Origin of the sequence: Streptomyces sp. NRRL B-1140 (assembly GCF_001280065.1) — a bacterium.
Lineage (GTDB): Bacteria > Actinomycetota > Actinomycetes > Streptomycetales > Streptomycetaceae > Streptomyces.
Genome location: NZ_LGEA01000090.1, coordinates 201,798 through 224,552, shown reverse-complemented (window position 1 = coordinate 224,552; position 22,755 = coordinate 201,798). Strand labels below are relative to the sequence as shown.

At 72.2% G+C, this 22,755-nt stretch carries 22 protein-coding genes, 2 tRNA genes and 1 pseudogene; 16 read left to right on the top strand and 9 right to left on the bottom strand.

What is annotated here, in order from left to right:
• The 7 genes and pseudogenes from ADK65_RS39205 to ADK65_RS11850 all read left to right on the top strand — a co-directional run.
• Positions 1-248, top strand: a pseudogene (locus ADK65_RS39205) (hypothetical protein); the annotation flags it as partial.
• On the top strand, positions 199-1,398 hold the full coding sequence (locus ADK65_RS11875; RefSeq protein WP_053669947.1) for a hypothetical protein: 1,200 nt from the start codon (positions 199-201) through the stop codon (positions 1,396-1,398). The pseudogene ADK65_RS39205 and the gene ADK65_RS11875, both read left to right, overlap by 50 nt.
• The gene (locus tag ADK65_RS11870) at positions 1,389-2,981 is read left to right on the top strand and encodes a hypothetical protein (RefSeq protein WP_053669946.1); all 1,593 of its coding nucleotides are present in this window, start codon (positions 1,389-1,391) and stop codon (positions 2,979-2,981) included. The genes ADK65_RS11875 and ADK65_RS11870 overlap by 10 nt, the downstream gene beginning before the upstream one ends.
• A complete protein-coding gene (locus ADK65_RS11865; RefSeq protein WP_053669945.1) occupies positions 2,978-4,312 on the top strand; it encodes an AAA domain-containing protein in 1,335 nt (444 codons plus the stop codon). The genes ADK65_RS11870 and ADK65_RS11865 overlap by 4 nt, the downstream gene beginning before the upstream one ends.
• Before the next feature lie 175 nt (positions 4,313-4,487).
• Positions 4,488-4,856, top strand: coding sequence for a hypothetical protein (locus tag ADK65_RS11860; RefSeq protein WP_053669944.1), 369 nt, complete (start codon positions 4,488-4,490; stop codon positions 4,854-4,856).
• A gap of 134 nt (positions 4,857-4,990) precedes the next feature.
• The gene (locus tag ADK65_RS36620; protein WP_063788004.1) at positions 4,991-5,629 is read left to right on the top strand and encodes a bifunctional DNA primase/polymerase; all 639 of its coding nucleotides are present in this window, start codon (positions 4,991-4,993) and stop codon (positions 5,627-5,629) included.
• Positions 5,620-5,696: transfer RNA gene (locus ADK65_RS11850), tRNA-Lys, on the top strand. The genes ADK65_RS36620 and ADK65_RS11850 overlap by 10 nt, the downstream gene beginning before the upstream one ends.
• A 55-nt stretch (positions 5,697-5,751) precedes the next feature.
• Here the strand turns inward: ADK65_RS11850 and ADK65_RS11845 are convergent.
• Positions 5,752-7,017 (bottom strand): M6 family metalloprotease domain-containing protein, encoded by a 1,266-nt coding sequence (locus tag ADK65_RS11845; RefSeq protein WP_053669942.1) that lies wholly within the window; start codon positions 7,015-7,017, stop codon positions 5,752-5,754.
• Between the two features lie 309 nt (positions 7,018-7,326).
• Here ADK65_RS11845 and ADK65_RS11840 point away from each other — a divergent pair, with 309 nt between their 5' ends.
• Positions 7,327-9,192, top strand: coding sequence for a putative bifunctional diguanylate cyclase/phosphodiesterase (locus tag ADK65_RS11840; protein ID WP_053669941.1), 1,866 nt, complete (start codon positions 7,327-7,329; stop codon positions 9,190-9,192).
• Here the strand turns inward: ADK65_RS11840 and ADK65_RS11835 are convergent.
• From ADK65_RS11835 to ADK65_RS11820, 4 genes are all read right to left on the bottom strand, one after another.
• Positions 9,162-10,280 (bottom strand): LLM class flavin-dependent oxidoreductase, encoded by a 1,119-nt coding sequence (locus ADK65_RS11835; RefSeq protein ID WP_053669940.1) that lies wholly within the window; start codon positions 10,278-10,280, stop codon positions 9,162-9,164. The genes ADK65_RS11840 and ADK65_RS11835 overlap by 31 nt on opposite strands.
• An 81-nt stretch (positions 10,281-10,361) precedes the next feature.
• Positions 10,362-10,631 (bottom strand): hypothetical protein, encoded by a 270-nt coding sequence (locus ADK65_RS11830; RefSeq protein WP_053669939.1) that lies wholly within the window; start codon positions 10,629-10,631, stop codon positions 10,362-10,364.
• A 301-nt stretch (positions 10,632-10,932) separates the two neighbouring features.
• Positions 10,933-11,664: an aspartate/glutamate racemase family protein gene (locus ADK65_RS11825; protein ID WP_053669938.1), complete on the bottom strand. Its 732-nt coding sequence runs from the start codon at positions 11,662-11,664 to the stop codon at positions 10,933-10,935.
• Positions 11,661-12,476 carry an aspartate/glutamate racemase family protein gene (locus tag ADK65_RS11820; RefSeq protein ID WP_053669937.1) on the bottom strand — a complete coding sequence of 272 codons (816 nt, stop codon included), beginning with the start codon at positions 12,474-12,476 and terminating at the stop codon, positions 11,661-11,663. The genes ADK65_RS11825 and ADK65_RS11820 overlap by 4 nt, the downstream gene beginning before the upstream one ends.
• Before the next feature lie 197 nt (positions 12,477-12,673).
• Between ADK65_RS11820 and ADK65_RS11815 the strand changes: the two genes are divergently transcribed.
• Together ADK65_RS11815 and ADK65_RS11810 are read left to right on the top strand one after the other, a co-directional pair.
• Positions 12,674-13,621, top strand: coding sequence for a D-2-hydroxyacid dehydrogenase (locus ADK65_RS11815; RefSeq protein WP_053669936.1), 948 nt, complete (start codon positions 12,674-12,676; stop codon positions 13,619-13,621).
• A gap of 16 nt (positions 13,622-13,637) precedes the next feature.
• Entirely contained in the window at positions 13,638-15,047 is a 1,410-nt protein-coding gene (locus ADK65_RS11810) for an amidase (protein WP_053669935.1), read from the top strand.
• Here the strand turns inward: ADK65_RS11810 and ADK65_RS11805 are convergent.
• Positions 15,028-15,522 carry a DUF3830 family protein gene (locus ADK65_RS11805; protein WP_053669934.1) on the bottom strand — a complete coding sequence of 165 codons (495 nt, stop codon included), beginning with the start codon at positions 15,520-15,522 and terminating at the stop codon, positions 15,028-15,030. The two genes, ADK65_RS11810 and ADK65_RS11805, sit on opposite strands and share 20 nt — an antisense overlap.
• Positions 15,523-15,628: 106 nt before the next feature.
• On the opposite strand from ADK65_RS11805, the gene ehuB reads away from it, so the two are divergent.
• From ehuB to ADK65_RS11775, 6 genes are all read left to right on the top strand, one after another.
• Entirely contained in the window at positions 15,629-16,558 is a 930-nt protein-coding gene (gene ehuB / locus ADK65_RS11800; protein WP_053669933.1) for an ectoine/hydroxyectoine ABC transporter substrate-binding protein EhuB, read from the top strand.
• Positions 16,555-17,271 (top strand): ectoine/hydroxyectoine ABC transporter permease subunit EhuC, encoded by a 717-nt coding sequence (ehuC, locus tag ADK65_RS11795; protein ID WP_053669932.1) that lies wholly within the window; start codon positions 16,555-16,557, stop codon positions 17,269-17,271. Before ehuB ends, ehuC begins: the two co-directional genes overlap by 4 nt.
• A complete protein-coding gene (gene ehuD, locus ADK65_RS11790; RefSeq protein WP_053669931.1) occupies positions 17,268-17,918 on the top strand; it encodes an ectoine/hydroxyectoine ABC transporter permease subunit EhuD in 651 nt (216 codons plus the stop codon). Before ehuC ends, ehuD begins: the two co-directional genes overlap by 4 nt.
• Positions 17,908-18,705 (top strand): ectoine/hydroxyectoine ABC transporter ATP-binding protein EhuA, encoded by a 798-nt coding sequence (ehuA, locus tag ADK65_RS11785; protein ID WP_053669930.1) that lies wholly within the window; start codon positions 17,908-17,910, stop codon positions 18,703-18,705. The genes ehuD and ehuA overlap by 11 nt, the downstream gene beginning before the upstream one ends.
• 208 nt (positions 18,706-18,913) lie before the next feature.
• Positions 18,914-19,672 (top strand): IclR family transcriptional regulator, encoded by a 759-nt coding sequence (locus ADK65_RS11780; RefSeq protein ID WP_053669929.1) that lies wholly within the window; start codon positions 18,914-18,916, stop codon positions 19,670-19,672.
• A 108-nt stretch (positions 19,673-19,780) separates the two neighbouring features.
• Positions 19,781-19,854: transfer RNA gene (locus tag ADK65_RS11775), tRNA-Lys, on the top strand.
• On the opposite strand, the gene ADK65_RS36615 is transcribed toward ADK65_RS11775, so the two are convergent.
• From ADK65_RS36615 to ADK65_RS11755, 3 genes are all read right to left on the bottom strand, one after another.
• Positions 19,820-21,484: a long-chain-fatty-acid--CoA ligase gene (locus ADK65_RS36615; protein ID WP_078955920.1), complete on the bottom strand. Its 1,665-nt coding sequence runs from the start codon at positions 21,482-21,484 to the stop codon at positions 19,820-19,822. The two genes, ADK65_RS11775 and ADK65_RS36615, sit on opposite strands and share 35 nt — an antisense overlap.
• Before the next feature lie 40 nt (positions 21,485-21,524).
• A complete protein-coding gene (locus ADK65_RS11760; protein ID WP_053669926.1) occupies positions 21,525-21,989 on the bottom strand; it encodes a DUF3592 domain-containing protein in 465 nt (154 codons plus the stop codon).
• 106 nt (positions 21,990-22,095) lie between these two features.
• Positions 22,096-22,701: a lytic polysaccharide monooxygenase auxiliary activity family 9 protein gene (locus ADK65_RS11755; protein ID WP_053669925.1), complete on the bottom strand. Its 606-nt coding sequence runs from the start codon at positions 22,699-22,701 to the stop codon at positions 22,096-22,098.
• Positions 22,702-22,755 lie beyond the last annotated feature (54 nt).

Genomic DNA, 22,755 nt, shown 5'->3' with positions numbered 1-22,755 from the left:
CCCCCCCCCCCCCCCCCCCCCCCCCCCCGGACCCCCCCGCCCCGTCTCCCACCGGCTCCCCCGCCCCGTCTCCCACCGGCTCCCCCGCAGCCTCTTCCGCCGCGGGTTCCTCGATTGTCAGTGGCGGATGCCAGACTTCCGCGGGTGAGCGAATTCCACGGCAGCGCGAGTCGCGGCTCGGAGCGGGAGCCGAGCCGGGTGCCTCCCCCAAGGACGCGGGGGACGGCGCTCCGGCACCGGCTCGCTGAGCTGCGCGGCCACGACGTACCCGCGAAGGCACTGGACGCGCGCGCTCTGGCGGCGCTGGCCGCCAACCCCGGTTGTGCCCGGCGCGCGATCCTCGACGGCGCGGGGGTGAACAAGGCGGCGCTGGCGAGCGCGCTGGGTTCGCCGTCGGCCTTCGGGCAGTCGCAGTTCGCGCTCACCCGGGGCAACGCCTTCGAGGCGAAGGTCAAGGCCGACGGTGGCGCGGAGCTGCTGCGGCTGGTGCACGACAAGCTCGACCGGTCCGCCGAGCCGCCCGTCGACGCGCGCGTGCCCGACCTGACCGCGACCGGCCCCCGGGGGCGTACGGCCCGTACGGAGCTGGAGCTGCGGGAGGCCACCGCGCACCCCGGCGCCTGGACGCTGCTCGACCATCCGATGCTCGCGCTGGAGGTGGCGGGCTCCCCTGCGTTCCTGGAGCCGGACGCGGTGGTGGTGCACCCGGACGGCAGCTGGACGGTCGTGGAGATCAAGTCCTTCCCGCTGCTGGACGGTTCGGCGGACCCGGCGAAGGTCGGGGCGGCGGCCCGCCAGGCGGCGGTGTACGTGCTGGCCCTGGAGGAGCTCGCCACGCGGCTCGGCGCCGAGCCGGAAGGCGGTGCGGAGCCGGAGGGAGACGGGGAGCCGGAGGGAGACGCCGGTGCCGAGGGGGCGACCGTGCCCACGCCGCGGGTGCGGCACCGGGTCCTGCTGGTCTGCCCCCGCGACTTCTCCAACCAGCCGGCCGCGTCCGCCGTCGACATCCGCAAGCAGCGGGCGGTGACGGCCCGCCAGCTGGCCCGGCTGACCCGCATCGAGGACATCGCCGACGCGCTGCCCAAGGGCACCTGCTTCTCGCCCGAGCTGCCCGCCGAGGCGCTGACGGCGGCCGTGGAATCGGTCCCGGCGACGTACGCGCCCGAGTGTCTGTCCGCGTGCGAGCTGGCCTTCCACTGCCGGACCCGGTCGCGCCAGGAGGGTGCGGTGACCGCGCTCGGGCGTCCCGTACGGGCGGAGCTGGGCGGCCTCACCACCGTCGAGGACGTCCTCGCTGCCGCGCGCGGCGAGGCCGGCGATCCCGACGACCCGGCCGTGGCCGCGCTGCGGCGCGCGGCCGCCCTGCGTGCCGAGGCACTGGAGGCGGCGTGTCGCTGATCTCCACCCTGGCTCGCCTCGAAGCCGTGAGCACGGGCCGCGCGCAGCCCGCCGCCACCGTCCGGCACCGGCATCTCGGCGACCGCCCACTGGTGTTCGTGCCGCTGGCCACCGCCGGTGAGGCCGGTGCCCCGCTCGGCGCGCTGGTCGGCACCGACCGGGACGCGCCGCGTCTGCTGGCCGTCCCGCAGCCCCGGGACCGTGACCTGAGGTTCGCGTTCCTGGCCGAACTGGCCGACGTGGTGCTGCCGTACGTCGACACATACGCCGACGCCGTGGAGGCCGCCGAGCGCACCGAGACCGACCCGGAGACCGGCAAGCGTGTCAAGGTCGAGGTGGATCTGTGCGCGGACGCGCCGCAGCTGATCGTGCCGAGCCGGGCGGGCATCGACCTGGTGCGGCTGCTCGGGCGCTCGATGCGGTTCCGGCGGACCGCCGAGCAGGACCCGGAGGCTCCCTATCCGGCGCCGCCTCGGGTGCCGCTGCTCGGGCGGTGGCTGACGCACTTCGGGGAGCGGGCCCGGGTGCCCGGCTCCTCGCTGCTGCTGGCGATGACCGACGTCCTGGGCCGGCACTGGGTGACCGGGCAGTCCAGCCTGGAGGACCAGCACCTGGGGGCGTTGCTCGCCTGGATCGACCCGCCGGAGGGCGCCGATGGTGCCGAGGCGGCGCTGCGGGCCGAGCTGGAACGGGACGCGCAGGGGCAGCTGACCTGCCCCCCGGCCGGTCCTGCCACCGACCCGGCGTTCGACAACAAGCTGCTCGCCCCGGCCATCGAGCGGTACGACCGGGCCCGCACCGCCCTCGCCGCGGCCGAGGACGGGCTCGAGGCCGACGACCGGCTCGGTGCGCTGGCCGCAGCCGAGCGGGAGATCCGGGACCTGGTGCTCAGCCGCACCCGGCCCACCTGGGACGCGGTGTGGCGGGGCCTCGACCTGCTGCGGGAGCTGCCCGAAGGGGCGCGGGTCGAGGAGCGGTGGACCCGGGACCGCTGGTCGTTCACCGGCCACCGCGACCGTGTGCTGGCCGGTGAGCCGCCGCAGCCGCGCCGCGACGACGCGGTCACCGCGGCGAACAAGCTCGCCACGCGCGAGCGCGAGCAGGCCCGGCTGGAGGCGCAGGAGGCCCTCGACGACCCGCTGGTGATGGCGGGCCGGCGGCTGTCCGGGGAGGCGTTCGCGGGCGAGGTCACCGATGTCGTGATGGCGTACAGCGAGGGCAAGCGGCCGAGCCCCCGCCCCCTGGTCACGGTGCGCACGGACGACCGGCCGTATCTCGGCGAGCGTACGAAGGTGTACCGGTCGCTCGGCGGGAAGCCGCAGTCGGCGGAGTTCGTCGCGGCCGAGGAGGACGGCGCCTGCCTCGTCCTGCGGGTCCTCGACAAGATGGGCCGCGGCAAGGAGCCCGAGCCGGGGTCGGTGCCGGAGAAGGGCGACCGGGTCTGCTTCACGCTCTTCGAGCACGAGCAGCGGGGCGGCGCGAAGCTGCCCGACCCTGAGGAGACGCCGTGGACGCACGGCGGGCCGCCGGGCGAGGCGACCTTGGAGGCGGCGGACCCGGTGACCGAGGAGGATGTGCTGTGACCACGGTGTTCGACCCCTCGGCCGCCGCGGCCCGGGCCACCGACGCGATCCTGCACGACACGCTGCACGGCACCGCGCGCGGTGTCGTCGTGGACTCCCCGCCGGGTGCGGGCAAGTCCACGCTGGTGGTCCGGGCGGCCCTGGAGCTCGCGGAGGCGGGCCACTCCCTGATGGTGGTCGCGCAGACCAACGCCCAGGTCGACGACCTGGTCCTGCGGCTCGCCGAGAAGAGCCCCGAGCTGCCGGTGGGGCGGTTGCACAGCAGCGACTCCGACCCGTACGACAAGGCGCTCGACGACCTGCCGAACGTCCGCACGTCGGCGAAGGCGGCCGACCTCGCCGGACTGGCGGTGGTGCTCTCGACGGCGGCGAAGTGGGCGCACGTGAAGGTGGACGAGCCGTGGCGGCACGCGATCGTCGACGAGGCCTACCAGATGCGCTCGGACGCGCTGCTGGCCGTGGCCGGGCTGTTCGAGCGGGCGTTGTTCGTGGGTGACCCGGGGCAGCTCGATCCGTTCGCGATCGTGGGCAGCGAGCAGTGGGCGGGCCTGGCGTACGACCCGTCGGCATCGGCGGTGACGACGCTGCTCGCGCACAACCCGGACCTGCCCCAGCACCGCCTGCCGGTGTCCTGGCGGCTTCCGGCCTCCGCGGCATCCCTGGTCTCCGACGCGTTCTACCCCTACACGCCGTTCCGCAGCGGGACCGGCCCCGGCGACCGGACCTTGTCCTTCGGTGTGCCGTCGGACGGCTCGGGTCCCGACCGGGTGATCGACGAGGCGGCCGAGTCGGGCTGGGGCCTGCTGGAGCTGCCCGCCCGGCACACGCCACGCACGGACCCGGAGGCGGTCCGGGCGGTGGCGACGGTCGTACGACGCCTGCTGGACCGGGCGGGTACGGCGACCTCGGAACGCTCCTCCGTTCCCTCGCCCCTCACCGCCGACCGGATCGCGGTCGGCACGGCCCACCGGGACCAGGCGGCCGCGATCCGCGCGGCCCTGGCCGACCTGGGCGTCACCGACGTGGTCGTGGACACGGCGAACCGGCTGCAGGGCCGCGAGTACGACGTCACGGTGGTGCTCCACCCCCTCTCCGGCCGCCCCGACGCCACGGCCTTCCACCTGGAGACGGGCCGCCTCTGCGTCCTGGCCTCCCGCCACCGGCACGCCTGCATCGTGGTCTGCCGGGCGGGTGTGACCGGCCTCCTCGACGACTATCCGTCGACGGAGCCGGTCCAGTTGGGGACGGTGGTGAAGTTCCCGGACGGCTGGGAGGCCAACCACGCGGTGCTGGCGCACCTGGCGGAACACCGGGTGGTGTGGCGATCTTGATCCGGCCGATCCGGCCGATCCGGCCGGAAAGCGGTGTATCCCCGAGGCTCGGACGAACAGCGGGGGGTGTGGCGGCCGTACCCACTACCGCGATGCCCACTTGCGCGCCCGCGAGACAATGGACGGTGGCCCACTCCACCGAGAGGGTCAGCGCGACGTACGAGGAGGAGAAGACATGGCGGAGCCCACGCCGCGTCGGAACGAACCGCGGCTACGCCCCGCGCCCCTGCTCTTCGAGCCCGCGGAGGCGGCCTCCGACCCTGAGCACTTCTTCGACCTCGAGTCGATCGACGACCCCCGGGCCCTGCTGGCCCGGGCGACGGAGCTGACGCTGGCGTTCCGGGCCGCGGCGGACCGGGCGCTGGAGTTCCAGGCGATGGCGGCGGCGCAGCTGGCCGATCCGCGCAGGTTCGACCGGCTGACGACGGCCGACATCGCCGAGCGGGCGGAGTGGACCGAGGACTACGCCAAGAAGATGGTCGAGTTCGGGCGGGATCTGATGCGGGGCGGCGTCGAGGGCCAGGGGCCCGGCGGCACCGCCTGAGAGGCCCTGCCGTCCCCCCTTACCGATCACGTGGCATATGCCAGGCGGGCAAGATACTCTCTCCCACCCCCTCCTGTCCCGATTTCGCACAACCCTCGGGAGCCGGACGCTCACGCCGGGTAGACATGTCTGCCATGAGCAGCGCATGGAACGCCTCCGATGTCACCCCGGACGGGGCCGCCTGGCTCGCCTCGGCAGGAACGTATCCGCGAAGCACGCTCGCCCTCTGGGAGGAGCGGCCGGACGCACCGGTCGTGCTGTCCTGCGGCTCGGTCTTCGACGTGGTCAGCGCGCCCGCGATGTTCGGCCGGCGCATGCTCGACCGGCTGTGGGACGACGGCCCCGGCTCGGGGCCGGTCGCGGAGTTCCGGGGCCGGATGCTGCTGTTCGCCGCCCCGGGGACGGCGCAGCGGCTCCCCGTACTGCTGGAGTGGGAGGAGTGGGGCACCCGCGACCGGGGCCGGGACGCCCGTGAGGCCTGCCGCACCAACGCCGTACCGCCCCTGCTGTGCCACGGCACCGGCGACGCGGTGACCGTCCCGGCCCCGTCCGAGAGCACCTCCCCCACCGGCCGGGCCTCCACGGTGACCACCGCCCCCGCCCGCTCCGCCACCCGCTGGCTGGTCGCCCCCGACACCCGTCAGCCCTGGCTTCCCGGGCCCGAGGTACTGCTCTGGGCAGCCGTCCGGGCGGCCCGCTCGGCGGTGCGGATTTCGATTTTTCCTCCCGCCGACCAGGGTGCTAAGGTCTACGACGTCAGCAGGCGCCGCTAGCTCAGTTGGTTAGAGCAGCTGACTCTTAATCAGCGGGTCCGGGGTTCGAGTCCCTGGCGGCGCACCAGACGGTAAGAGGCCCCTCGCGAGAGCGAGGGGCCTCTTGCGTATCCCGCGACACCTCAGCGACCCACCGCGATCTTCACCGTCCACGCCCCCGAAGCCGTACGCCCCTCCACCTTCACCCGCACCCCTTCTCCCGGCACCGTGAAGCTCTCCCCGAGGCCGATCGGGGCGTCGGCGAGGGGCGGGTAGACGGAGTTCTCCCAGCACGCGTCGGTGCGTGGATGGGCGTCGATCACCTCGACGGGTCCGCTCCCGGACTGCGCCCCGCCCCGCACCCGGTACACCAGCACCCCCTGCCGGCACGCGCCCGCGTCGTTGCCCGCCGGCACCCGCGCCTCGAAGGCGAGCACGCTGTCGACCCCCGTCCGCACCACCGCGAGCTTCGCGCCCCGCCCGAGCCCGAAGGCCTGCGCCCCCGCCGCCCCCGTCAGCGGCGTCCCCGGCCCCGCAGTCAGCGGCTCCAGGGTCAGCCGGGCGGGCCCGGCGTCCTGCACGCACCGCACCTGTCGCGAGTCCAGCCAGCCCAGTTTCCACTTGTGCCACGCGAAGAGGTCGGGTGCCAGGCCGAACTGGCTGCCCATCAGGTCCCAGTCGCCGACGTGCGTGTCCCAGTCGCCCTTGCCGTCGGCGGGCCGGTGGTACAGGTCGGGAAGGTCGAAGACGTGCCCGGTCTCGTGGGCGAGGACGAGCCGGTCCGGCGGATGCTGCTCGAACACCGTGACGATCCGGCGCAGCTCGGTGCCGTCGGCCCGCAGCGGGCTCGTCAGGTTCACCACCTTGGTCGCGTCGGAGTCCACGCCGGGCGCGTCCGGGTCGGCGACGAAGTACACGACGTCGTAGCGCGAGAAGTCGACCCGGGGGTCGGCCGCGGCGAGGGCGTCGCGCAGGTAGGCGGCCCGGCGCGCGGGGCTCCAGTCCCGCCTTATGTCGTACGCGGTGGACGGCTTCGGCATCCGGATCCAGTGCCGCAGGGCGTGCGGACGCAGGGTGAAGCGGCCGTAGGAAGCCTGTTCGAAGAAGCGGGTGGTGGCCGGGAAGTGGTCGGCGGTCAGCTCCTGCGGGGTGGTCAGCGGATGGGCGTCCGGGAAGGACAGGAAGACCATGACCGCGTCCAGGGACCGGGCCGGGCGCGGATAGGCGGCGTTCCAGGTGTCCAGGCCCTCCGAGTGATGGGCGTCGGTCCGGGTCAGGGCGCACGGCGCGGCCGAGCCGGGCTCGGCGGCCGAGGGGCCGGCGCCGAGGGAGGTGGCGGCGAGCGCCGACATGGTGGTGAACACGGCCGCGGTGCTGCGCAGTCGGGCGCGCGGAAACGGACGCGGCACGGGTATACCTCCGGGTGCGGATCGCGGGACACCGCACCCAGCCTGTGATGATTTGTCATACTGCGTCCTGTTTGACTGCACCGGTCGGGTGAAGGGGCCGAAAAATCGCGGAAGCCGACATCCCCGAAGCACTCACAGAACGTCACAACTGGTCGGGGGCCTGAAGAAGCCGTCCAGGTGCGCGCAGAAACGATCTGGCAGAAGGGCCGGTTGGCCGGGAAGACTGGACACCGGCTGGAAGGCCCTGGGGCCAGCCTCTATGATCGGCACACTTTCCTGACCTTTCCTGCACGGACAGAGATCGAATACATGCGGGAGCGAGCGGTGAGCGGAACCTCCGAAGGGCCGGCGCCCGCGGCAGACCTGGACCGGCCGGTCGTCACAGAGAGTGAGATCGACACGTCTCCCCGTACCGAGCCGCCGTCCCGGCAGCCCTACCGCTCGGTCTTCACGGCCGCCCCGCTCGCCATGGCGGTCGTGGACCGAGAGGGCACGGTCGTCAGCGCCAACGACGCGCTCGTCGCGCTGCTCGGAACCGGCCCGGACGGGCCGGCCGGGGCCGTCGCCGCCGACCTGGTCGACCTCACGTCCGACGCCCGGACCTGGCACGCCTACCGCGAGGTGCTGCGCGGCCGGCAGTCCCGGCTGCGCTGCACGCGCCGGCTCAAGCACCCCGACGGACACTCGCTGTGGGTGCAGGTGACGGTCACCCCGCTGCCCGACGAGGACAGCGGCGTCCTGCTGTCCGTCGCCGACATCAGCGCCCGCAGGGAACTCCAGGCCCGGCTGCGGCACTTGCAGATGCACGACCCGGTGACCCGGCTGCCCAACCGCACGCTGTTCTTCGAACGGCTGTCGGCCGCGCTGGAGGCGGAGTCCTACGAGGAGAGCGGCACGGGCCGGATCGGGCTGTGCTACCTGGACCTGGACGGCTTCAAGGCCATCAACGACACCCTCGGCCACCGCGTCGGCGACCGGCTGCTGGCCGCCGTCGCCGAGCGCCTCATGCGCTGCGCGGACGAGGCGGGGCACTCACGGACCAGCATCCCGCTGGTGGCCCGGCTCGGCGGTGACGAGTTCGCACTGCTCGTGGAGGACTCCACGGGCACCGAACAGCTGGCCGAGCTGGCCGAGTCGGCGCTGCGCGCGGTCCAGGAGCCGTTCGACATCTCCGGGCAGCGGCTGTCGGTCTCGGCGTCGATCGGGGTCGTGGAGCGGCACGCCGCGGGTACCACCCCCACCGCGCTGATGCAGGCGGCGGACACGACGCTCTACTGGGCGAAGACGGACGGCAAGGCCCGCTGGACGCTGTTCGACCCGGAGCGCAACGCCCACCGCATGACCCGCCAGGCGCTGGCCTCCACGCTCCGGCCGGCCATCGAGCGGGGCGAGTTCCAGCTGGAGTACCAGCCGCTGGTGGGCATGGAGGACGACCGGCTGCACGGGGTCGAGGCACTCGTCCGCTGGAATCATCCTCAGTTCGGCGTACTGACGCCGAATCGGTTCATCGGACTTGCGGAGGAAGACGGGTCGATCGTCCCGCTGGGCCGCTGGGTGCTGCGCACGGCCTGCCGGCAGGCCCGGCGGTGGCAGCTGGACCACCCGGACGAGCCGCCGATCTTCGTCAGCGTGAACGTGGCGGTGCGGCAGGTCTGGGACTCCGACCTGGTGGCCGACGTGGCGGAGACCCTGGGCGGGACGGGCCTCGCGCCGCACCTGCTCCAGCTGGAGCTGACGGAGTCGGCGGTGATGGGCTCGGCGGGCCGTCCGCTGCAGACCCTGAAGGCGCTCAGCGACATGGGGGTGCGGATCGCCATCGACGACTTCGGCACCGGCTACTCGAACCTCGCCTACCTGAGCCGGCTGCCGGTGTCGGTGCTGAAGCTGGACGGATCGTTCGTGCGCGGCTTCCAGTACGACGACCGGGAGGCGGCCGCCCGCGCGAATCCGGCCGACGCGGTCGTCGTCGAGGCGATGATCCAGCTCGCGCACCGGCTCGGGCTGACCGTCACGGCCGAATGCGTCGAGACCTCGGCGCAGGCGACCCGGCTGCGCAGCATCGGCTGCGACACCGGACAGGGCTGGCTCTACTCCCGCCCGGTGCCGCCGGACCGCATCTCCGAGCTGCTGGGGACGCCGGACGTTCAGGCCGAGGCGGGGGTCGGCAACCCGTAGGCGTCGGCGATGAGCTCGTAGGAACGGACACGGACGTCGCCGCCGTGCGCGTTGGCCGTGATCATCAGCTCGTCGGCGCCGGTGCGCTTGGCGAGGTCGTCCAGGCCCGAGCGCACCTCGTCCGGAGTGCCGTGGACGACGTTGGCGTTCCAGGAGTCGACGAATTCGCGCTCCATGGGGCTGAAGTCGTAGGCCTCCGCCTCCTCCGGGGTGGGCACGAGGCCGGGGCGGCCGGTGCGCAGCCGGACCATGCTGAGCGCGGCGGACAGCACCTGCCGGCGGGCCTCCCGCTCCTCGTCGGCGGCGAACGCGGAGACGCCGATGACGGCGTACGGCTCGTCGAGCACGGCGGACGGCCGGAACGACTCCCGGTACAGGTCGAGGGCCGGGATGGTGTTCTGGGCCGAGAAGTGGTGCGCGAAGGCGAAGGGCAGACCCAGGACACCGGCCAGGCGGGCGCTGAAGCCGGAGGAGCCGAGCAGCCAGAGCGGCGGGCGGTGCGGGGACTGGACGCCGCCGGGGGAGGTGGCCTGGACCGGGCCGGGAACCGCGTGGATGCGGCGGTAGGGATGGCCGTCGGGGAAGTCGTCATCGAGGAAGCGGGTCAGTTCGGCGAGCTGCTGGGGGAAGTCGTCGGCACCCTCGTTCAGCCGTTCCGTGCGGCGCAGGGCGGCGGCCGTGGCGCCGTCCGTGCCGGGGGCACGTCCGAGGCCGAGGTCGATCCGGCCCGGGGCCATGGCCTCCAGCGTCCCGAACTGCTCGGCGATGACGAGCGGGGCGTGGTTGGGCAGCATCACGCCGCCCGAGCCGAGCCGGATGCGGTCGGTGTGGGCGGCGAGGTGGGCCAGGATCACGGCCGGGGAGGAGGAGGCCACACCCGGCATGGAGTGGTGCTCGGCGACCCAGTAGCGGTGGAAGCCGCGGTTCTCCGCGAGACGGACCAGGTCGACGCTGGTGCGCAGGGCGTCTGAGGCGGTGCGGCCGGCCCCTACGGTGACCAGGTCCAGTACGGACAGAGGGACAGGGGCGCTGCCCAATGTCGCGCCGCGTATCTCGTCTGCCGCGCCGCGTGTCTCGTCTGCCGCCACGGGGTGTGCCTCCTGCTGTGGGCCGTGTGCTGTCGTCACGGCCGTAACAGGGGACTGTCTCCGGTTATTCCCGGCCGGGGGTCAGGCGGCCCGCTCCCAATCGCTGCGCACGCTGTCCTGCGGGGGTGGACGGTCGGCCTTCTCGCGGGCGCGCAGGACGGCCCACACGAGGGCTGAGGCGCAGACCAGCCACCAGGGCAGCGGCCACACGGACCCCCACCAGCGGACCCGGGGGTGGAGGAAGGCGTCCGCGGCGGCCGAGGCCATGCCCGCGGCCAGGCTCCAGCACATCAGACGCCCGGCCAGCCGGACAGCGCTTGCAGCGGATCTGAACGGGCCCGATTCGGCCATCGGAGGGTCCTTCACGGCACGACTGGCTGTGGACGAGGTCAGTGTGCACGGAATGGACGACAAAGGGGGAATGCGCTTTCGGTCAACCGAAGTTTCGTGCGATGTGGCGGAGTTGAGCATTCCTCAGCACCGGAGGGGGTGTTCGTGCGCGTATGCCCCGGTCCGCACCGAAGAAGGGGTGGGACCGATTCCGGCCCCCATGGAGAGCACGTTCGAGGGCACGGCCCTTTTCCAGCCGCCACCCAGGCCTCCCCGTCGCCCGCGAAGGGCGCCGGGGGCGACGGGGACCTGGCCTCGCGGCTCAGGCCTGGACGATCGGCTCCTTCGTGAACAGCGCTCCCAGTTCCGGCGCGTTCACCCGCCGGTCCGCCAGGCGCAGGCCCTCCCAGACCGTGACCTGGTTGGCGGTGAGGACCGGCTTGCCGAGTTCCTTCTCCAGGGCCTGGATGTGGGCGGCCGTGTGGAGGGCCGTGTCGGGCAGGAGGAGCGCTTCGGCGTCGGGGTGGTCGGAGCCACGGGCCAGGGCGAGGAGTTCGGCCTCGCCCCACGTGCCGACCTCGGCGGCCGTGATGATGCCGGAGCTGTTGACCGACACGACCTCCACGCCGGCCGCACGCAGGAACTCCTCGAAGAGCCGCGCCACGTCCTCCGGGTAGGTCGCACCGATCGCGACCTTGCGTGCCCCGACCTCCCGAACGGCGTGCGCGAACGCGAAGGACGTGGATGACGCCGGCATGCCGGCCGTCTGGGCCAGGGCGCGGACCTGTTCCTGCGCGCCGTCCCAGCCGTAGACGAAGCTGCCGCTGGTGCAGGCCCACACCACGGCGTCCGCACCGGCGTGCCGCAGTTCCTGGACGCCCGCCGCGAGCCGCCCGGCGGAGCCCATCTCGAGCAGCGCGTCCACCCGGTGCGCGTCCTCACCAATGTCGGTGTGCACCAGGTCCACCCGGATGTCGCTGCCCAGCAACTGCTCGATGCGCGGATAGTCGTCCTCGGCGGAGTGGCCCGGGTAGAGAAATCCCAGTGCTGTCATGTCCAGCCTTCCTGCTGCTGCTCTTCTTCCGGCAGTACGGGGCCGGGGTCCACCCCCGGCGCTGCGGGACCGGAACGCGCCGCCGGATTGATCAGCGCTTGGTACGGCCCCACCGCACGGGTACCCAGTCGGCGCAGTGCCGCCCACATCGTCACTTGGTTGGCCGAGATCACGGGGATGCGCAGCTCGGCCTCCAGCTGCGGGATCACGTCGTACGTGGGCAGGTTGGTGCAGCTGATGAACAGCGCGTCGGCGTCGCCGCGGACGGCCTGCCGCGCCATCTCCACCACCTCCCGGTAGGGGACCTTCCAGATGTGCCGGGTCAGCCCCATGAAGGCGCAGCCGGAGATCGTGACACCGGCCTGGGCGACGTAGGCCTCCAGCGACCGCGTCACCGAGACCGTGTACGGCGTCACCAGCGCAACCCGGCGTACGTCCAGCTCCACCAGGGCCTCCAGCAGCGCGCCGGAGGTGGTGATCGCCGGTACGGCACCGGCCCGGCTCATCGCCTCGCACATGGCCCGCTCGCCCATCGTGCCGCCGACGAAGCTGCCCGAGGTGCAGGCGTAGGCCACGACCTCGGGGGCGATGGCGTTGAGCGTGCGGACCGCCTCGCTCAGCGTCTCGTGCTCACTGACCAGCCGGGCCAGGTCGAGACTGACCTCGACCGGCACGTAGGGCGTTCGTGTCATGTGCAGGGAGACTTCGTCCGGCACCCAGCGCCACAGTTCGCGGTCGAGTGCGAAGTCGAAGGGGGCGACGACGCCGACCCCGCGCTGCGGGCTGGGCCCGCCGAGAAATGAGACGTCCATGGCAGGCACCGGCCTCACGCTGGGCAACTAGTGTGCAACGGATCGTGGGAACGCCCGTGTTGACGACGGTAGGTTCGGGTGCGAGCGTGGTCAATCCGCCCGGATCACTCCTTGGTCAACACCGGGTTAACTCGTCGTCACCGGCGGCCGCACCCTGGTCGTCCGGCCCCGCCGCACGGCAGGAGAAACGGCTGCTCATGCCCACCCCCACCCTCCTCGTCCTGGACGCCGAACCCCTCCCCCGCCTCGGCCGCCTCACCGGCCGCGCCCGTATCGAGCACACCGACGCGGCGCACCTGGCCGAACGCCTCCCGCGTGCGGACGTGCTCCTGGTGTGGGACTTCACCTCGCGCGCCGTGCGGGACGCCTGGCCGGGCGGGGGTCCGCGACCACGCTGGGTGCATACGGCGAGCGCCGGTGTGGACCATCTGATGTGTCCGGAACTCGCCGCCTCGGACACGGTGGTGACGAACGCGCGCGGCATCTTCGACCAGCCGATCGCGGAGTACGTCGCCGCGCTCGTGCTGGCGATGGCCAAGGACCTGCCGCGCACGCTGGAGCTCCAGCGGGAACGGACCTGGCGGCACCGCGAGTCGCGCCGGATCGCCGGGACCCGGGCCGTGGTGGTCGGGTCGGGGCCGATCGGGCGAGCGATCGCGCGCACGCTGGGGGCGCTGGACATCACCACCGCGCTCGTGGGCCGCGCCGCGCGCTCCGGGGTGCACGGCCCGGAGGACCTGGACCGGCTGCTGGCCCGCGCCGACTGGGTGATCGCCGCGGCCCCGCTCACGGACGAGACGCACGGGATGTTCGACGCCCGCCGCTTCGGCCTGATGCAGCCCTCCGCCCGGTTCGTCAACATCGGCCGCGGTCAGCTGGTCGTCGAGGACGCGCTCGCCGAGGCCCTGGCCAAGCGCTGGATCGCGGGCGCCGCCCTGGACGTCTTCGAGACCGAACCCCTGCCCTCCGGCAGCCCGTTGTGGCGGGCCCCGGACCTGATCGTGTCCCCGCACATGAGCGGCGACGTCGTCGGCTGGCGCGACGAACTCGGGCAGCAGTTCGTGGAGTTGTACGAGCGGTGGGCCTCGGGTGAGCCACTGAGGAACGTAGTCGACAAGCAGCGTGGGTACGTACCTGGTCACTGACGTTCCTGGAGGGTGCATGACCGAGCTCACCGATCTGACCGCCGTACGGCTGCTCGACGGGTACCGCAGGGGCGAGTGGAGTCCCGTGGAGGCGACCCGGGCGGCGCTGGAGCGGGCCGAGGCGATCCAGCCGGAGGTGAACGCCTTCGTCCGGCTGACCGCCGAGGACGCGCTGGAGCGGGCCGGGGAGTCGGAGGAGCGATGGCGGCGCGGTGAGCCACGCGGGCTGCTGGACGGGGTGCCGGTCACCGTCAAGGACATCCTGCTGCAGCGCGGGGCGCCGACCCTGCGCGGGTCGAGGGCCGTGGATCCGGCGGGGAAGTGGGACGAGGACGCCCCCTCCGTGGCCCGGCTGCGGGAGCACGGGGCGGTCTTCATCGGCAAGACCACGACGCCCGAGTTCGGCTGGAAGGGCGTGACCGACTCGCCGCTCAGCGGTGTGACACGCAACCCGTGCGACCCCTCGCGCACCGCGGGCGGTTCGAGCGGCGGCAGTGCGGCCGCCGTGGCGCTCGGCGCGGGACCGCTGTCGCTGGGCACGGACGGCGGCGGCAGTGTGCGCATCCCGGCGTCGTTCTGCGGGATCTTCGCGCTGAAGCCGACGTACGGGCGGGTGCCGCTCTACCCGGCGAGCGCGTTCGGCACGCTGGCGCACGTCGGGCCGATGACCCGGGACGCGGGCGACGCGGCCCTGCTGATGGACGTCATCGGCCATCCGGACTCGCGCGACTGGTCAGCCCTCTCCGCCCCGGCAGGCCCGTACACGGACGGCCTGGCGGGCGGGGTGCGCGGGCTGCGGGTGGCGTTCTCGCCGTCGCTGGGCGGGCAGGTGGCGGTGCAGCCGGCGGTCGCGCGGGCGGTGCGGCGGGCGGTGGAGCGGCTGGCGGAACTCGGCGCGTACGTCACGGAGACCGACCCGGACCTCACCGACCCGGTGGAGGCCTTCCACACCCTGTGGTTCAGCGGGGCGGCCCGGGTGACCCAGCATCTGGGCCCGCACCAGCGGGAGCTGCTGGACCCCGGTCTGCGGGAGATCTGTGCGCGGGGTGCCCGGTACTCGGCGCTGGACTATCTGGCCGCGGTGGACGTCCGGATGGACCTGGGCCGCCGGATGGGCCGTTTCCACGACACCTACGACCTGCTCGTCACACCGACCATGCCGCTCACGGCCTTCGAGGCGGGCGCCGAGGTGCCGAAGGGTTCCGGCCATCGGCGGTGGACGGGCTGGACCCCGTTCACCTACCCGTTCAACATGACGCAGCAGCCCGCGGCGAGCGTGCCGGTCGGCTCGGACGCGGACGGTCTGCCGGTCGGTCTGCAGCTCGTGGCCGCCCGGCACCGGGACGATCTGGTGCTGCGGGCGGCCCACGCGCTGTACGAGGCGGGGGTGGCCTCGGCCGGCCGGCCTACGCCCTCCGGAAGCTGAGCGACTCCCCCGCCGCTCCCGACCTCCACAGGTCGTTGCATGCCTCGGCCATGGTCTCCAGGCCGTCGACGACCTGGCCCCAGACGATGCCGGGCACCCAGCCGACGTCGCCGTTCAGCAGCAGGTTGTTGCGCTCGTAGAACAGGGCCAGGTCGACGAGGGTGGTCCCGGCGCGGACCTCGCGGTCGTAGCCGTACGCCTTGGTCCCCAACTCCGCCCCGGCGAAGGTGAAATAGCACAGATCGCCGGGGATGGGGGTGATGGTCGGGTTTTCCAGGGGTGGTTCGGTTTCGGCGAAGGGCGGGAAAAGGGCATAGATCTCGTTGCGTGCGTACTTCGCGTGGTAGACGTCGCCGGCCAGCGGAAGCGAATCCCAGACGGCCGCGCAGGTGAGGGGCGCGCGGTCGTCCAGCAGCTTGGCCGTGCAGGTCACGTCGCGCTTGACCAGCGAGACTTCGATATAGCGATCAGCCATGCCTCCATAGGAGTGCCCGCCGCCGCTGCGGTCAAGGGTGCACGGCGTGCGTGCGGGGCTTGAAAAGATCGGCATAACTCGGAGGCGGTCGGGTAGCCGCGCGCCCATGGCTCCACCACAGAGAAGCCCCTTCAGACGTCCCGAACCCATACCCCGGCCCGTCCCCGGGCCCACACGCCGGTCGCTGCTCGCGGGGGTGGCGGCGCTCGGCGCGCTGGGCGCCGCAGGATGCAGCCGGGTCGCCACCGCGTCGGACGCCAAGGGCGGTGACCTGCTCGGCCGGCTCCGGGCGGCGGGCGTCGTCCGGCTCGGCATCGCCGGAGAGATCCCCTTCGGCTTCATCGACAAGAACGGCGAACTGACCGGCGAGGCGCCGGAACTGGCCAAGGTGATCTTCAAGCGGCTCGGCGTCGACCGGGTGCAGCCCGTGCCGACCGAGTTCGGTTCCCTCATCCCGGGCCTGAACTCCCAGCAGTTCGACGTCGTGGCCGCCGGGATGTACGTGAACCCCGAGCGCTGCGAGCAGGTCATCTTCGCCGACCCCGACTACCAGATGCTCGACGCGTTCATCGTGCGCAAGGGGAACCCGAAGGGGTTGCGCAGCTACCAGGACGTCGTGGAGAAGAAGGCGAAGTTCGCCACCGGGACCGGCTACGCCGAGATCCAGTACGCCGTGGACGCCGGGTACGAGGAGAGCGACATCCTCATCGTCCCGGACCAGGTGGCGGGGCTGAACGCCGTCGAGGCGGGGCGCGTGGACGTGTTCGCCGGCACGGCGCTCACCGTGCGCGAGGTGGTGAAGAAGTCCGCCAAGGCGGAGGCCACCGATCCGTTCAAGCCGATCGTCGACGGCAAGCCGCACGTCGACGGAGGCGCCTTCGCGTTCCGGCCGACCGAGACGAAACTGCGCGACGCCTTCAACGTGGAGCTGCGCAAGCTCAAGAAGAGCGGCGAACTGCTCCGCATCCTCAAGCCGTTCGGTTTCACCGAGGCCGAGATGACGGATCTGACCGCGAAGGAGCTCTGCGGCGGATGACCTCGGGACTCTGGGAACTCGTACTCAAGGGCGTCTGGGTCACGGTCCAGCTGCTCGTCTGCAGCGCCCTGCTGGCCGCCGCGGTGTCCTTCGCCGTCGGCGTCGCGCGCACCCACCGGCTGTGGATCGTCCGCTTCCTCGCGGGCGTCTACACGGAGGTGTTCCGCGGCACCTCGGCGCTGGTCATGATCTTCTGGGTGTACTTCGTACTGCCCATCGCCTTCGGCTGGCAGCTCGTGCCGCTGTGGGCGGGCACCCTGGCGCTGGGCCTGACCTACGGCGCGTACGGCTCCGAGATCGTGCGCGGCGCGCTGAACGCGGTCGACCCGGCGCAGAAGGAGGGCGGGATCGCGCTCAGCTTCACGCCCTGGCAGCGGCTGCGGCTGATCCTGCTGCCGCAGGCCGTGCCGGAGATGATCCCGCCGTTCTCCAACCTGCTGGTCGAACTGCTCAAGGGCACCGCCCTGGTGTCCATCATGGGCATGGGCGACCTGGCGTTCAGCGGCAACCTGGTGCGCCTGGCGCTCCAGGAGAGCGCGGAGATCTACACGATCGTGCTGCTGATCTACTTCGTGATCGCCTTCGCGCTGACCCGCGGTATGCGCGGCCTGGAGCGCAAGCTGAAGGCCGGCACCGGTAAGCCCGTCGGGAGCACGCCCGACCAGGAGCTGGACCGTCCGAAGACGACGGGGATCGGAGGTGCCGTCGCATGAAGTGGGACTGGAGCGCTGTCAGCGGCTTCATGCCGCATTTCTGGGACGGTCTGCTGGTCACTGTGCAGATCCTGGCCCTCGGTTCGCTGATCTCGTTCGCGCTGGGCCTGGTGTGGGCGCTGCTGATGCGGGTGCCCTCGCGCTGGGTGACCTGGCCGGTCGGCGTGGTCACGGAGTTCGTCCGCAACACCCCGCTGCTGGTGCAGCTGTTCTTCCTCTTCTACGTGCTGCCCGAGTGGGGTCTGACCTTCTCGGCGCTGACCACCGGTGTCTTCGCGATCGGACTGCACTACTCGACGTACACGATGCAGGTCTACCGGGCCGGCATCGAGGCCGTGCCGGCCGGCCAGTGGGAGGCGGCGACGGCACTGAACCTGCCGCTGCGCCGGACGTGGACCGCGGTGATCCTGCCGCAGGCGGTGCGCCGCGTCGTCCCGGCACTCGGCAACTACGTCATCTCCATGCTCAAGGACACGCCGATGGTCATGGCGATCACCGTGCTGGAGATGCTCGGCCAGGCGCGCCTGTACTCGCAGGAGCACTTCCAGTTCACCGAGCCCCTGACGGTGATCGGCGTGGCCTTCATCGTCATGTCCTACCTGGCCTCCCTTGCCCTGCGAGCCTTGGAGCGACGCCTTGCCCACTGACACTCTCCCCCAGCCCGAGACCAATCCGGAGAAGGACCCCGCCGGCAGCGCGGGCGAGCTGATCCGGCTGGAGCAGGTCACCAAGCGGTTCGGGAACAACACGGTCCTGGACCACCTGGACTTCTCGGTCGACGCCGGCAAGCACGTCACCCTGATCGGGCCGTCCGGGTCCGGCAAGACGACGATCCTCCGGCTGCTGATGACCCTGCTCAAGCCCGACGAGGGCACGATCACGGTCGACGGGCAGCAGCTGTTCCCGGCCTCCGACAAGCAGGTCCGTGAGGTCCGCAAGAAGATCGGGATGGTGTTCCAGCAGTTCAACCTGTTCCCGAACATGACGGTGCTGCGGAACATCACCGAGGCGCCGGTCACCGTCCTCGGCCTGTCGAAGGACGAGGCCGTGGAGCGGGCCAAGGGCCTGCTCGACCTGGTGGGCCTGGCCGACAAGTGCGACGCCCACCCGGCCCAGCTCTCCGGCGGCCAGCAGCAGCGGGTGGCGATCGCCCGGGCTCTGGCGATGCGCCCGCAGGTGCTGCTGCTGGACGAGGTGACCTCCGCGCTCGACCCCGAGCTGGTCGCGGGAGTCCTCGACGTCCTCAGGGACATCGCCCGCTCCACCGACATCACGATGCTGTGTGTGACCCACGAGATGAACTTCGCCCGGGACATCTCCGACCAGGTACTGATGTTCGACCACGGCCGGATCATCGAGTCGGGCACACCCGAAAAGATCTTCAGTGACCCGGAGCTGGACCGGACACGGGAGTTCCTCAGCGCAGTGCTGTGACTACGGCACGTGAGCAGGCCGAACGCCCGGCCTGTCGACCGGGACCCGACTGGGGCATGCTTCTGGCACATGCCAGAGTGCCATTGCCCCAGTCCGGGGCCCCGGGAATCTTGCCGACCCCCGCTCCTGACAAGCCCCTTGCCGGTTAACCTGACAGAGGTTCACTGACCGGATTACGGCCCAACAGCAAGCGCAGGGGGAGACCACCGTGGCGCTGAAGCACGAGCCGACCACCCCGTACCACTCGGCCCAGGAAGCCCTGCGCGTCCTCGACACGGTGGCGCGCGGCACCAGCGGTGTCACCGACGCCGAGATAGCCCTGCACACCCGCGTCGCGCCGGAGCGGCTGACCGCGCTCCTGCGCATGCTGCGCCGCGAGGGCTACATCGAGCAGATCTCCGACGGCGCCTACGTCACGGGCGAGACCCTGGCCCGCCTCGGCTCCGCCCACCACCGCGACCAGGCACTGCGCGACAAGCTCCAGCGCACCCTGGACCGGCTGCGGGACTCGGTCGGCGCCGCGGTCTACATGAGCCGGTACATCGACGGCGAGATCAGCGTCACCCACTACGCCGACAGCCCCTCCACGCCCGCGGTCAACGAGTGGGTCGACTTCCGCTCCTCGGCCCACGCCACCGCCATCGGCAAGAGCCTGCTCACCCAGCTCGACCACGCCGGCCGCCGCGACCACCTCGCCCGGCACAGGATGGCCCGCCTCACCTCGCGCACCATCACCAGCGACCGGCTGCTGCTCTCCCGCCTGGAGGCGCAGCCGCCCACCGTCCCCGTCCTGGACCTGCAGGAGTACGCGATCGGCACCGTCTGCGCGGCCGTCCCGATCACGGCCGGCTCCTCCGTCGGCTGCCTGGCTCTGTCCCTCCCGGTCGAGCACGCCCACCGCCTGCGCCAGGCCGCGGACACCCTCAACCGTCACGCCGCACCGGTGCTGCTCTCGCTGGCGATCTAGGGGGCTTCTGATCCCCGTGCCGGGTGGTCAAAAGCACCCCCCGGCATTGGGTAGTATTTTCCCCGTCGCCCGCCGCGGAACACGATTCCGATGGCAGGCGGGAGTCATGCGCCGCTAGCTCAGTTGGTTAGAGCAGCTGACTCTTAATCAGCGGGTCCGGGGTTCGAGTCCCTGGCGGCGCACGGATGAGGGGCCTCTCGTGGGAGCGAGGGGCCCCTCAGCGCGTCTCCGGTCCCCCTCGGTCAGCCTGCGGTACGCCCGCTCACCGGGCGGCCGCCACCACACGGGGCCGGCGCACTCCACCCCCTCCCCGCGCAGCTCCGCCCGGCGGATCTTGTTCGTCGCCGTCACCGGCATCCGCTCCACGACCCGTACGAACCGGGGCGCCATCTTCGTCCCCAGATCGGGCTGGGCGGCGAGGAACGCCGCGAAGCTCTCCGGATCGAACGACCCGGCGATCGTGGCCATCACCTGGTCCCCGGTCACCGGGTCCGGCACGGCGTACACACAGACCGCCTCCGCCCCCTCGTACCGCGCGAGGATGTTCTCGATCATCGCCGCGGCCAGGTTCTCCCCGTCCACGCGGAGGCGGTCGTCGGTGCGGCCGGCGAAGTAGAGGTAGCCGTCGGTGTCGCGGTAGAAGAGGTCGCCCGTCCAGTACCAGCCTCCCGCACAGCGTTCCGCCTCGGCCGGAGGGTTGCGCCAGTAGCCCTCGAAGGGGCTGGGCCCCTGGTTGACGAGCTCGCCGATCGCCTCGTCCCCGTTGAGCAGCCGTCCCGCCCCGTCGAAGACGGCCGCCTCGCACTCCGCGCGGGTCTCCCGGTCGAGGACGACGAGCCCGGGTGCGGCCCGGCCGACCGCGCCCGGCGGTGTGCCCGGGGTCCACGTGACCGCCGCCCCGCCCTCGGACGAGCCGTAGCCCTCCACCAGCCGCACCCCGAAGCGCCGCTGGAAGGCGGCCGCGTCCACCGCGCCCGCCTCCGTGCCGAAGCCCAGCCGCAGGGAGTGGTCGCGGTCGTCCGGCCGCGGGCCGGTGGCCAGGACGTACTGGATCGCCCGGCCCACGTACGTGAAGTACGTCGCCCCGTAGCGGCGTACGTCCGGCAGGAACGCGGACGCCGAGAAGCGGCGGCGCAGCGCCACCGCCGCGCCGGTCACCAGTGCGGGTGCCCAGTCGGCGATCACCGCGTTGCCGTGGAACATCGGCATGCAGACGTAGTGGACGTCGTCCCGGGTGAGGGAGAACTGGTCCGCCAGGGAGCGGCCGGCTGCTGTCAGCCGTCCTTGAGAGCAGAGCGCGGCCTTGGGGGCGCCGGTCGAGCCGGAGGTGAAGCAGAGCAGGAAACGGTCGCCGGGGGTGGCGCTGCGAGGGTCGGGGCGGGCGTCGGCGTAGGGGGTGAGGAGCTCGGTGTACTCCGGGGTGTCCGTCACCAGCAGGCGGACTCCCGGCAGGTCCAGGCCTGTGAGCAGCGGCAGGTGGGCCCGTTCGGTGATCAGGACGCGGCACTCGGTGTGGAGGATGTCGCGGGCGAGCTCGGCCCCGCGCCGGGTGGGGTTGATCCCGGCGACGGCCGCCCCGGCCAGGGCCGCGGCGCCCAGCCAGAGCGGGAACTCGGGGGTGTTGCCGAGCAGTACCCCGAGGTGGGGTTCGGCGGCCGGCGGCAGGAGGTCCGTGAGGAGTGCCGCCCGGGCCGCGGCGCCCGCCGCCACCTCGTGGTGCGTGAGGCTCCGGTCCTCGTACCGCAGGCCGGGGCGGTGGTCGCCCCACCGGGCGGCGATGAGTTCCGCGACCGTGCTCGCCCTGGAGTCCATGGGCAGGCACGGTAGTTGACGTACCGTCAGATGTGGAGCGCTACGGCTGCGGGAAGTCGCCCGCGGCGGAGAACATCGCGTATGTCACCACCATGAAGCCGACGGCGAAGAGGATGAACGTGCCGAGGAAGGCGAGCAGGCATCCCGTGCCCGCGGCGAGCTTCCCGTGCGCCGGGGGCCTGGCCGTGGCGTGCTCCGGGCGGTCCGCCGGGTAGTGCACGGTGACGATGTCGCCCTCGAGGACCGTCCCCGGCCCGCCCTGCTCCTCGAAGCGGACGCCGCGGCCGTCGCGCGTGGTGAACTCGTACACGTGGTGCAGCGTGGTGCGCACCATGGTGTCGCCGCCCCCACTCGTCGTGATGTACGTCCGCAGGCAGCGGGCCTCGGCGGTCAGGCCGCTGTTCCAGGCGCGGCTGACCCGCACGGAGCGCCGGATCACCACGACCACGGCACAGGAGGCGACCGCGATCATGAGCGTGGGCACGATGTAGAACAAGATCTCCATGAGCTCCCCCGAGGCCCTGGGCGGCCTTCGAGCGGCCGGTGTGGCAGGAACCTACCCACACCGGCCGCACCGGTGACTCAAGGGAAGCTCAGAGGTTCGGAAGGGTTCAGAAGGTGACGTCCGAACAGGCGTAGAACGCGTTGGCCGTGTCGGCGATCGTCCACACGGCCACGATGACGTGCCGGCCGCTGAGCCCGGTCGGCAGCCTGCCGCTGTGGGAGAGCGTGGACGGCGGGCGCTGCCCGTTGTACGGCACCGTGAAGAACGGCGTGAGGTTGAGGTCGGACCGGGCCAGGTTGTGGTTCTGGTTCCAGCCCGGCTTGGTGACGTAGTACTTGAAGTCGGTCGTGGCGTGCATGGCCGTGAACTGCCAGCGGAACGTGTAGTTCTGCCCGCCCGTCACCTTGGTGGCCGGCCAGGCGCCGCCGGACGGGGTCCGCGGTGCGCTGAGCTGACCGAACTGGCCGAGTCCTGCGTTGCAGATCTGCCCGTCGGCGGGGCCGGAGGCCGGGAAGCCCTTCGGGCCCTCGACGCTCTGCGGTTCCCACTGGATGGATCCGCAGTTGGTCACGGTGCCGTTCTGGCAGAGCTTCTGCCGGCTGATGGGGAGGTCGGTGTAGCCGTGGCCGCTGGCACCGCCGGAGGAGAGCACGAGAGCTCCGGTCGTGGCCAGTCCCACCGCGGCTGCGGACACCTTGGTCCTGGTTCGCATGCTGCCGCTCCTGGTGAACGTGGGGGAGGTTCGATGAGGCGTGCATGTAGGTCT